At 30.7% G+C, this 11171-nt stretch carries 14 protein-coding genes and 1 CRISPR repeat array; of the genes, 8 read left to right on the top strand and 6 right to left on the bottom strand.

Features of this window, described 5'->3' with window-relative positions:
• Window positions 1-243 precede the first annotated feature (243 nt).
• The 5 genes from J418_RS0113025 to J418_RS0113005 all read left to right on the top strand — a co-directional run bounded on the left by J418_RS0113025 (window position 244) and on the right by J418_RS0113005 (window position 6332).
• Window positions 244-1641, top strand: coding sequence for a sodium:solute symporter family protein (locus J418_RS0113025; protein ID WP_017752259.1), 1398 nt, complete (start codon window positions 244-246; stop codon window positions 1639-1641).
• Between the two features lie 210 nt (window positions 1642-1851).
• Window positions 1852-3001: direct repeats of the CRISPR family, unit length 30 nt; unit sequence ATTGAACCTTAACATGAGATGTATTTAAAT.
• 736 nt (window positions 3002-3737) lie between these two features.
• The gene (locus J418_RS15955; protein ID WP_026142663.1) at window positions 3738-4040 is read left to right on the top strand and encodes a hypothetical protein; all 303 of its coding nucleotides are present in this window, start codon (window positions 3738-3740) and stop codon (window positions 4038-4040) included.
• Complete coding sequence (locus tag J418_RS15950) at window positions 4037-4750, top strand: glycosyltransferase family 2 protein (protein WP_026142662.1); 714 nt, start codon at window positions 4037-4039, stop codon at window positions 4748-4750. Before J418_RS15955 ends, J418_RS15950 begins: the two co-directional genes overlap by 4 nt.
• Window positions 4751-5028: 278 nt before the next feature.
• On the top strand, window positions 5029-5868 hold the full coding sequence (locus tag J418_RS15945) for a PilZ domain-containing protein (RefSeq protein ID WP_020381132.1): 840 nt from the start codon (window positions 5029-5031) through the stop codon (window positions 5866-5868).
• 269 nt (window positions 5869-6137) lie between these two features.
• The gene (locus J418_RS0113005) at window positions 6138-6332 is read left to right on the top strand and encodes a hypothetical protein (RefSeq protein WP_017752261.1); all 195 of its coding nucleotides are present in this window, start codon (window positions 6138-6140) and stop codon (window positions 6330-6332) included.
• A 71-nt stretch (window positions 6333-6403) separates the two neighbouring features.
• Here the strand turns inward: J418_RS0113005 and J418_RS0113000 are convergent, their stop codons facing one another.
• From J418_RS0113000 to J418_RS15935, 3 genes are all read right to left on the bottom strand, one after another.
• Complete coding sequence (locus J418_RS0113000; RefSeq protein WP_017895836.1) at window positions 6404-7696, bottom strand: lactate racemase domain-containing protein; 1293 nt, start codon at window positions 7694-7696, stop codon at window positions 6404-6406.
• Window positions 7697-7988: 292 nt separating this feature from the next.
• Window positions 7989-8426: a hypothetical protein gene (locus tag J418_RS15940; protein WP_017895835.1), complete on the bottom strand. Its 438-nt coding sequence runs from the start codon at window positions 8424-8426 to the stop codon at window positions 7989-7991.
• A complete protein-coding gene (locus J418_RS15935) occupies window positions 8407-8658 on the bottom strand; it encodes a FlxA-like family protein (protein ID WP_017895834.1) in 252 nt (83 codons plus the stop codon). The genes J418_RS15940 and J418_RS15935 overlap by 20 nt, the downstream gene beginning before the upstream one ends.
• Window positions 8659-8835: 177 nt before the next feature.
• Here J418_RS15935 and J418_RS16660 point away from each other — a divergent pair, with 177 nt between their 5' ends.
• Genes J418_RS16660 through J418_RS16650 form a run of 3 tightly spaced genes read left to right on the top strand, consistent with a single transcriptional unit; the run spans window position 8836 to window position 9380 of the window.
• Complete coding sequence (locus tag J418_RS16660) at window positions 8836-8994, top strand: CPC_1213 family protein (RefSeq protein ID WP_017895833.1); 159 nt, start codon at window positions 8836-8838, stop codon at window positions 8992-8994.
• 36 nt (window positions 8995-9030) lie between these two features.
• Window positions 9031-9189: a hypothetical protein gene (locus tag J418_RS16655; protein ID WP_017752265.1), complete on the top strand. Its 159-nt coding sequence runs from the start codon at window positions 9031-9033 to the stop codon at window positions 9187-9189.
• 17 nt (window positions 9190-9206) lie between these two features.
• Complete coding sequence (locus tag J418_RS16650) at window positions 9207-9380, top strand: hypothetical protein (RefSeq protein ID WP_017752266.1); 174 nt, start codon at window positions 9207-9209, stop codon at window positions 9378-9380.
• A 47-nt stretch (window positions 9381-9427) separates the two neighbouring features.
• Here the strand turns inward: J418_RS16650 and J418_RS0112970 are convergent, their stop codons facing one another.
• The 3 genes from J418_RS0112970 to J418_RS15695 all read right to left on the bottom strand — a co-directional run.
• Window positions 9428-9958 carry a transposase gene (locus tag J418_RS0112970; protein WP_017895832.1) on the bottom strand — a complete coding sequence of 177 codons (531 nt, stop codon included), beginning with the start codon at window positions 9956-9958 and terminating at the stop codon, window positions 9428-9430.
• A 262-nt stretch (window positions 9959-10220) separates the two neighbouring features.
• The gene (locus J418_RS0112965; RefSeq protein ID WP_017895831.1) at window positions 10221-10400 is read right to left on the bottom strand and encodes a hypothetical protein; all 180 of its coding nucleotides are present in this window, start codon (window positions 10398-10400) and stop codon (window positions 10221-10223) included.
• Between the two features lie 214 nt (window positions 10401-10614).
• The coding region (locus J418_RS15695; RefSeq protein WP_017895830.1) for a UTP--glucose-1-phosphate uridylyltransferase at window positions 10615-11171 on the bottom strand (557 nt) is incomplete at its 5' end.

Here is an 11171-nt window from a genome sequence, read left to right as displayed (position 1 = left end):
CATGTTGATAATATTATTACTTATATCCATTATTTATTGATATATTATTAATTTTTACATTGATTATTGATAAAATCATGTTATAATAATAAATAATTATTATAACATTTTATTATTGATTTCCCATAAAATCGCTTTTATAAATAGATTTCAATTTTACAATATTAAATTTAATGTTCGTAATTTAACTTTATAAGGTAAAAATGAATATAAAACATATCAAATAATTAGGAGGTAAGGTTAATGGTAACTATCTGGATAATTTTAGTTGTGTACATGTTAATTAACTTAGCTATAGGTTTCTATAGTGGAAAGAAGATCAAGAACAGCTCGGATTACCTGCTTGCAGGTCGTAATATTGGAGTTCTTCTAACAGCTGGAACTCTAGCTGCCACTGAAGTAGGTGGGGGAAGTACAGTAGGAGTAGCTGCAAAAGCCTATGGAAGCTGGGGGCTTTCTGCAGGTTGGTATGTAACAGCTGCTGGTATCGGAGTTATTCTTGTTTCATTTATAGCCCCAATGTTAAGAAGATCAATGGCAACAACAATGCCTGAAATAATCGAAAGAAGATTTGGAAATTCAAGTCATATTATTACTTTAATACTATCCTTAAGTGCAAATATAGCCCTGGCAGGTGTACAGATTACTGCATCCGCTACAATAATAAGTGTGTTAACTGGTTTGTCTACAAATTGGGGAATACTTTTATCAGGAATAGTTCTTGTTTTTTATACTATGATAGGTGGTATGTGGAGTGTAACGTTGACTGATATTGTCCATGCTATAGTTCTACTGGCTGGATTTACTATTGCCGTTCCATTTGCCATTCATAACGCTGGAGGCTGGAACCATGTAGTTGGTGCATTACCTCAAGGACAGCTTGGTTTTACCAAAGTAGGGTGGAAGACAATTATTGGATTGATAATAATGTATTTCATGACTTTCTCAACAGGTCAGGAATGTGTACAACGTCTCTTTGCAGCAAAAGATGAAAAAACTGCAGTTAAAGGTTCTATGTTATGCGGAATTCTTATGGCATTATATTCTTTTATTCCCGCTATACTAGGACTTGTAGCACTGGCAGTTTTCCCACATATCAACCCAAATAACGCTATAGCAACTGTATCTACCAATCTTATACCTCATCTAATTGCAGGATTGGTAATGGCTGCAGTTATATCAGCTACATTATCTTCTGGTTCAGGAGATCTTTTGGGAGCATCAACTGTTTTTGTAAAAGATATATATCAGCACTACATAAATCCTAAAGTTAGTGATGAACATTTAATGCATTACAGCAAAACCGCCGTTCTTGTTTTTGGTATTATAGCTATCTGTATATCCCTCTTCAGCAAACAGATTATACCTATGCTTGTATTTGCCTTCACCATGAGGTCAGCTGGTCCTTTTGCAGCATTCATCTTTGGTTTGACATGGAAAAATGTTACAAAGCATGCTGGTATACTGTCTATAATTCTTGGAAGTATTGCTGGATTCTGGTGGCAATATCTCAATGAACCTTTTGGAATTATGGCTGTTATTGTGGGATCAGTTGTAAGTGTTATTACTTTTATTATTGTTTTTGAAATAGAAAAGGCCTTAGGCCATCCTTTAATACCATTGCATATTTCACAGAAATAGATATAGTTGAATTTTAATAATATAGATAAATAATTTTTCCAACCTCAATTACTTTTAAATATGCTATAAGACATTGATATAAGTATATTTGTAATCTTTCTTAATTCTAAAGTGAGATAATACAAAATGGTTGGAAAAATTTTATTAGATGGCTTTATTTTCAATGGTTTGGGAGTTATAATGAATTTAGAGAATGACTCTTTTACTGTGATTGAACCTTAACATGAGATGTATTTAAATCATTATGATTTATTGTATAACTATATCCTCTTTGGATTGAACCTTAACATGAGATGTATTTAAATTGGACTTCAGTTGTATACTAGTTATACCCAAGAAATATTGAACCTTAACATGAGATGTATTTAAATTTATTTATATCCATTGCTTAAATTGAGACCTAATCATTGAACCTTAACATGAGATGTATTTAAATGCATTTTTCTGTTTTATCAAGGAACCAGTCTGAGGAATTGAACCTTAACATGAGATGTATTTAAATGATTTAAAACTTAATAGTGATACTGCAAACATACCTATTGAACCTTAACATGAGATGTATTTAAATTATTTAAACGACGATTTAAAAGAAGAATTTAATAAAAATTGAACCTTAACATGAGATGTATTTAAATATTTGCTATTGATGTTTGTGACGGCAAATACAATAAATTGAACCTTAACATGAGATGTATTTAAATAAAGGAAACGCGACGAAAGGCGATATAGTATTTTATTGAACCTTAACATGAGATGTATTTAAATAAACTCCTAATGAATGCAGAGCACTTGAAGAAGAGCATTGAACCTTAACATGAGATGTATTTAAATAGTTCATCAGCTTTCTTCTGTAATTCTAAAAATCTTCCATTGAACCTTAACATGAGATGTATTTAAATGATACCATGATGTCTATTTTGACAATGTATGAGCAGATTGAACCTTAACATGAGATGTATTTAAATCTGTTTAACGGATTTTTGCTATTTATTTTTATTTAAATTGAACCTTAACATGAGATGTATTTAAATTAAGTTCCTCTGCTTCTTTACTATCTATATCATTAGCATTGAACCTTAACATGAGATGTATTTAAATAGTCTCTGTGCAGTATTCCATATAGCAGATGTAAATTGAACCTTAACATGAGATGTATTTAAATTTCATACAAAGATACTGATTGTCTTGATACTCCAATATTGAACCTTAACATGAGATGTATTTAAATTATATCAAATTGTGGTCATATTACAAGTAATGATGAATTGAACCTTAACATGAGATGTATTTAAATTGGTATCACCAACTTTTGTCCAGGATATATGAGGTTATTGAACCTTAACATGAGATGTATTTAAATAACTCTGTAATGCACTCCGTGCATTGCTATTGGCATTGAAACTAGACAAAAATCAATTGAATAAATATAGTCGTATATTTTTTTGAATTGTTTACATAAAATTTATATTTGTACGAAGTAAAGTATTTCAGATATCTTTTCATTTCAAAACACATTCCACCTGATACCTTTATATATCCTATAGATTGAAGTTCATGATCATCAATTATTTTTCGTAGTCTTTATATATATTTTTTTATATTAAAAGTACAAGAAATCTACTTTTCGGGAAATAATTGAAACTTTTAATCGAGTATTGAAAAAGATAGTAAAATTTGAGTATTTCTACCTCAAATCCATTATGCTATAAAAGCTTTTGGCTTCTCCAACTCTCCATGAGGAATAAAGAAAAAATTTATATTTTACAAGTTCTTCATAGCTATTTTCATCTATTATATAAATATCAACTCAATCCCCTCTACAATAATCTTTAATGTGGAATAATATACTATCAAAATTTATATATATGTATATATAATATTATTTCAATAAGAATGGAGAGCTGAGCTGTTATGAAAAAATCAAAATTGATTAACAGTATTACCCTATTAACTATTATCATCTTTTCTGCTGCTTCTATTTATTTCTGCATTAACTATGCCCATACACTTTGGGATAATACCAAATATTTGTTTTATAATCACATAATTTATATATTACTAAATAATAAAATTACTATATTCTTTGTAGAAATGCTATGGCTTTTTATATTATACATGATACTAAAAAAATCTATGAAAGCAAAATAGGCATGATTATCGGAATTATACTTATATCATCAGAATTGCTTGGATTCTTCCAATCCACCATATATGGCATATTGTTTTACAAACCATATAAACTCAAAAAAATGAAAATGGATGATTTAAACAAGCTTCCAACTATTGATGTACTCATAATGACCTACAATGAGCCTTCATATATTTTGAGGAAAACTATTGCAGGATGTTTAAATATTGAATATCCAAATAATCTATTGAATATCCAAATAATCTATTGAATATTTACATATGTGATGATGGACACAGGGAAGAGATTAAAAACCTGGCAGAGTTTTTCGGAATACACTATGTTACGAGAGAAAATAATGATTTTGCAAAGGCAGGCAACATAAATAATGCCCTGTCAAATTACTGCAAGGGAGAATTATTTTCCGTATTAGATGCAGATATGATTCCAAAACCTGTTTATTTGAAAAACATGGTAGGTTATTTCAAGGAAAGCAATGTGGGATTTGTCCAATCTCCTCAAGTATTCTACAATCCTGATCCATTTCAATATAATTTAAATCTAGACAATAAAATTCCAAACGAACAAGACTTTTTCATGAGAGAGGTACAGGCAGGAAGAGCAAGATACAATGCACTGTTTCACGTAGGTACAAATGCACTGTTTAATAGAAATGCAATAGATGAAATAGGAGGCATACCCACTGGCAGTATAACCGAAGATATGGCAACAGGAATGATACTTCAAGCCAGAGGTTATAAGTCAATATTTGTCAATGAAGTATTGGCAGTAGGATTATCCGCCGAATATTATAAAGATTTTGCAAAGCAGCGTAAAAGATGGTGCAGAGGAAATATACAGGTGTCAAAAAAGTGGAATCCACTTACTATGAAGGGATTGTCACCTATCCAGAGATTGTTGTATTTTAGTGGAATTCTATACTGGTATTCAGGCATTTCAAAAATGATTTACATTTTATGACCTATAATATACCTGATTTTCGGCACTCTTATAATAAAAGCCAGTACAATGCAGCTATTGCAGTTTTTCGTTCCTTCGTATATATCTTATATTTTAATGTTTAAATCACATTCTTCCAAATACAGATCCCTAATTTTTACTCATATATATGAATCAGCCACAGCCCCTTTCTGGCTCTTGCATCCCTGTCAGAACTTATATTTGCAAAAGAATTGAAATTTAATGTCACATTAAAAGAACATACAAAGAGAAATGTGTTTGTAAGCTGGGATTTACTCATGCCGCAGCTGGCAATGTTCATAATGACAATACTTGGATTTGGAGTAAGTTTAAATAAAATTGTTCATGCTAATTCAAGTGGACTCAAGGAATCTATAATTATCAATGTGATGTGGGCAAGTTATAATCTTATAGGTATAGTAATGGTAATGCTATTATCACTGGAAAAGCCGCGATATAGACAGGCCGAAAGGAAAATACTCCACTGTCACAGCACCTTTATTCTTTCTAACTCAAATGTACTTAATTGCAGTATTAACAATATAAGTGATTCAGGAGCCTGTATAAGCGTCAATTCCAATAAACTTGCCAATGTGGATGTAGGAGATATAATAAAATTAAAAATAGGTGATGGTGATGCATTTTGCAGAATAATAAGGTGTTACGGAAACAACTTTGGCTGCAGATTTATGAATTTATCCAGAGAACAATATTTAAATATTATAAAATATGAATTTCACAATGAAAATGGATATTACGATGTTGAAAACAAGGTTGCAGTTTACAAGGGTCTGGAACATGAAGGAAATTACAATTCATCACAATATAAAGATAATATATTTACAAGTAATACTGCCGTTAACAGTTTTTCCAAAACAGATATAAAGGAAATAAATTGTCTGGATCATGTTGATGTCAGGCAATGTAAACCTGATAAACCTATGGTAAATACAAAAACAGAACAAAAAACAAGTACTGACAATGATGGATATTATGGAAATCTATCTACAGATATAATCTTAAAAGACATAGCCAAATTAAGTGATACCCAGATTACAATCATAAAAATGCATAAAGAAATTATGGATTTAAAGAAAGAACTAGAAAATACCAAATAAATAGAAGGCACTTCAGGTCTAGAAGACCAGGTTCCCTTTTATTTTCCATATATGTAGTAATACATAGCTATAACTACCCCCTCATTGTCATATGACTTATAGTATAATAATACTAATTATACTATAATATTGTGGCAATATTTTGTTATTTCTAACAATTCATATTAATGATAATATAAAATTGTAGTTAGGTGGTAAGGAGGCGATATAGAATCATGTATAATATAGATATATAACTAACAAATAGGAATTTGCAAAGGAGTTATAATATGCTAGGACATTTAGGATTTTCATATGTAGGTATGATATATTTATTGATGCTATTCATTCCCAATATAATTTGGAGTAAGAATCAGCCTATAGATTATGACATTACTCATGAAAACAAAATATTATTATTGTTTGAACGTATAGGACATATAGGAATACATATCCAGCATTTAAAAGCACTAAAAAAGATATAGCAATTTTACATTTGCAATAGAAAATGAGAATTGTTGCAAATAGAGTAAAATTGCTATTTGTTAATTGTCAATTACATTTGAGCTGATTTTGGAAGAGTATTTGCTCCATTATACATAAGGTTAACTGTAAGGTTTTTATTTTTGGCATATGCAATTCCAACTGCCTCTTCCAGTGTCCTGGTCAAAATAATTTTAGTATTCTTAAGTAAATCAGAATCAATGTCAGAAACCAAAATCAATTTATATTTTTCAGCAGTTTCGCAGAAAAAGTATCCGACATATTTTGAAATAGTATACTTTTCCCTAAGATCTTTTTCCCTGTCAAGCATATTATCATAATTCTGTATCATGTCATTAATATCTTTAATATCTCCAATTCCTCCGCTGCACTGTGCGATAACTATGATTGTACCACCATCAACTACTGCTTCCTTTGCATTCATTAGAGTTTTTATTGATTGATAAAGATTTATATCCTTTGGATATCCACCTGCACTTGCAATAACTAAATCTGTCTTCTTCTTTATATTAACACCATCGATACTGTCTACTAATTTTCTTCCTGCTTCATGAGCTGTTATGTAATTTCCTGAAACTGCATTGGCTATGTTGCCATCTGGTCCCATTATTACATTGAACATGAATGAAGGCTTTACCATGGCAGCTGCCTGCAGCATGTCATCATGTACAGGATTCCCTATAATGTTTCCTGAACATATTTCGTCTCTTACCCCACTTCCAAGACCTTCATTTAAAGAAAGTGAATGGTTTTTCGATATAGTTTCAAAGGAGGCTATACCCGGAAGAATAGACTTTTTTCCACCAGCCCAGCCAACAAGAAAATGATAGATAATGGCTCCTGTAAGTACTATATGATCACATTCCATGGCTTTTTTATTTATTTTAACGGGCGTTCCATGACTTGTATCACCTAAATATACCATGCCTTTTTCATCAAAGCAATCATGGTCATAAACTTTAAATCTTTTTGACAGTTTTTCTCCAAGAATCATATCATGTTCTTCCTTGGTTTGTTCTCTATGAGAACCTACAGCAACAATGAATATAATGTCCTCATCTTTAACTCCACCTGCATTCAGTTCCTCTACAATTTTAGGTAAAAATTTATAAGGCTTCTGCCAATATCTTGTAATATCTGAAACTAATATACAAACCGTTTCACCTTCTTTAACTATATCCTTAAGTCTCTTGCTGTCAATGGGATTGCAAAGTGACTCCGATATAACTTCATCCTCTGTCTTATCCTGTTTTACAGGATTGCTTTTTATTACCTCAATCACATTTTTTTCGTCAATAAGGGCATTCATAGTACCCTGTCCATATTTCATTTTAATTTCTTTCATTAATATAAATCCTCCTGAATAATTTATTTTTTGAATAAGTTCGAGTATCATATCTATGTATTATTTTATTTATTATATCATAAACTCTCTGTATTTTTGACAAACTTAGACAATTGATAATTTTAAATCTACTTAAGCAGAAAAGGGGTCAGACCCTGCGGAATTTTTTTCCACGGGGTCTGACCCCTGATTATTTTACACATTGAAGCTACTTCTTCCATTGAAAATACATAAATTCCAATAAGTTCTAAGTAAATATTAACATAAGTGTACAGTAATTCCTAATATATTATCATGCAAATTCATCTATATTCTTTACCTGATTTTCTGTATTATCAATCTTTAAAGTTTCTTTCTTTTCATTTAAATCATTTAAATCATTTATATTTTTTTCAGATTTTTTTATATCATTATTGACTTTTCCAATTTTAGACTGCATGGCATTGGCTCTGCCTACATCTGACGCAGCTTCCGCTCTTTTTCTTTTAGCTCCATTGTAATTTCGAGTCATCTCATCAAAATCTGCATCTGAATTCAAAATATTTGCCTGGTTGTTGAATCCCTTCCTAATGGAATTCAAACTTCTTGTTTGCTTATAGATGCCAGACATACTTATAAACAACATATTCTTTGAAACTTCAATCTTATTTTCAAGTCCCTCACTGGAAGTGCTGGAAGAAATCTGTCTCTTATTACTTGAATCATAAATGTCATTTTTTACCCATAGCATCCATCTGCACCTGCTGGATTTGTGATTCAATGCTCTGAATTTGTGACTCAAGAGGTTTTATGAGCTCCTGTTTGGTCTTTATATCCATTTTGTCATTCTGCTTTATACTTTCTATCTGTTTTTGAACTGCCATTTCCTGATGCTGAAGAATTTTTACCTGATTATCACTGGATTTTTGATTTTTATTATCTATTATAATATTTGCACCACTAGAAGAAATTGAATTTATCACAATTATACATCTCCCTATAAAATATTCCCAATTATATTATCGTAAATTTCCTTAAAATGTTTAATCCATCAAATTTTATGTTATTTCTTATATTATAGTTATACATGGCTCTAACTTGCCAACATAAAAGTCATCTTTGAGGAAAAACTATATTTAGAAAGAAAGGAGAGATATTTAATGAAACATAAAATAAATCATAATAATATTAAAAAAGAAGATGGGAAATTCAAAAAAAAGCATATAAATCATGATCCTCAAGCTGAGAGTTCAAGAACAGAATCCAATTCTACAACAGATAGAAGTTATACTTCATATAAAAACTACAATATGGAATAAGCTAAAAATAGATATCTTCAAAAGGAGGAAAACACCATGGGAGAACATATGGATAAAGGCTGTCATGAAAAAGCTATGGAGAAGGCTAAAGATTTACTCAATAAAGGTATAGGCATGGGAGAAATAAAAGAAATTACAGGACTTGATGAACACAACATCAATAAAGCTAGAAAGAAAATGGAAGGAAAAATATAACAGGGAGGTCTGTATCCATGGAAGAAAATTTTATAAATCCACAACACAATAAAGATAAGGATGAAGAAGCATTAAATAAGGCCAGGGAAATGCTTATTGATGGTAAAACAGACAAGGAAATCAAGGAAGAAACTGGATTAAGACCTAAGGCAGTTGGGAGAATACAGAAAGAGATTACTAAGCATTTTTAATGTAGGATCAGACCCCGTGACATTTTTTGCCATGTGGTCTGACCCACTCACATCCTCTCAACAAATTTCTGATAAAGTTGTCTAGAACTGTTAAAATAATCAAGTATTCTTTGCGAACTTATAAATTTTTCTCTATGCATTCCTATAATCATATTATAGCTGCTCCATTCATAATCCTCAGGATTTTTTACCATATTGGCCTTTACTGGATTTAAGTGTATATATCTGCTTACTTCAAGCATGTGTTTATCTTCTTTTATCAACTGCGATTTATATCTGTCTTGAAACAAATGTCCTGTTAAATTGTACTTCTTGTTAAAGTAGATTGAATAACACATATTTATTCTTTTCATAATATTTCCTATCCTTATTTCCTCAGTTGCAATAACCATATGAATGTGATTTGTCATAAGACAATAACAATATATTTCGTATATCAACTTTTTCTTTGTCTCTTTTAATATGTTTAAATAGACTTTATAATCCTCATCATCCCTAAATAAGTCATCCCTGTGATTTCCTCTGCAAATTATATGATACTTGGCTCCCGGATACCATTCTCTAATTTTCCTTACCATAGGCTTTTACTCCTTTTGTTTTAGATTATAGCCACATGTGTTTATCTTTAATCACAAAAATAGAGAGAAGATTTCTTCTCTCTATCCATCAAGTTTTTCCTTTTTTTGTAATGGGGTCTGACCCCTATTTTACTATTTTACTGTTTTAACTGTATAATCTTTATATTTTATGATATACTATTAGTAATAAGAGGGTGGATTACGAATTTAGTCTGCTTAATTAAATTACATGATTTAAATAATAGATAGTCTGTCCCAAGGCCTATCTATTATTTTTTTTGGAATTATTTATGTTTACTTTAGTACCAGATGATATTTCATCAGGTCTTAAAGTAATTTTATTATCAATTTTTATATCTGACTTTTTGTTAGATAATGCTACTATAACTATAGCAGTTATTGAAAATAAACCAAAGAACAATAATAAATATTCTTCTGTCATAAATTCACCACCTCTTCTTCATACGCAGACATTATTAACCGTAATCCACCCACAAATAAAGAAGAGGTTCCTATACAATCATCTTATTACGTTTAAATTATATCATATACTTTTATTACTGAAAACGTAATGTGAATCGACCTTGTTAAATTACTGTTTCATTCAAAATCTAAGGGGTCAGACCCCCAGGCATTTTTTGCCATGGGGTCTGACCCTATTTAGCTGCAGTTTCATTAAATATTTTACTCTCATATAAACCTGATAGATAATTCATAAATGGATCTCTTAAATCATCCCTTTTTAATGCCATCCCAACTGTAGCCTGTAAATATCCAAATTTATCTCCTACATCATATCTTCTTCCCTTAAATTCGCAGGCATAAATAACCTGATGTTCAAGAAGATTCTTTAAAGCATCCGTCAACTGTATTTCATCACCTTTTCCAGGCTTGGTTTTTTCAAGTACATTGAATATATCAGGCATCAATATGTATCTTCCGAGAATTGCTATGTTGGAAGGTGCTTCCTGCACACTTGGTTTTTCAATTAAATCCTTAACCTTGTATACACATTTTTCTATGTTTAAATTTTTTATTACTCCGTATTTTGATACCTGACTTTTTTCTACCTGTTGAACACCTAAAATTGATGTATTATACTCTTCATAGCAATTCATAAGCTGTTTCAAACATGGTACTTCGGAATCTACTACATCATCACCGAGCATTACAGCAAAAGGTTCATCACCTATAAAGCTCTTTGCACAGTGTA

The organism is Clostridium tyrobutyricum DSM 2637 = ATCC 25755 = JCM 11008 (assembly GCF_000359585.1).
In the GTDB taxonomy this organism is placed as follows: Bacteria; Bacillota; Clostridia; order Clostridiales; family Clostridiaceae; genus Clostridium_B; species Clostridium_B tyrobutyricum.
The sequence above is the reverse complement of the archived record's forward strand: the minus strand, read 5'-3'. Positions and strand labels throughout refer to the sequence as shown.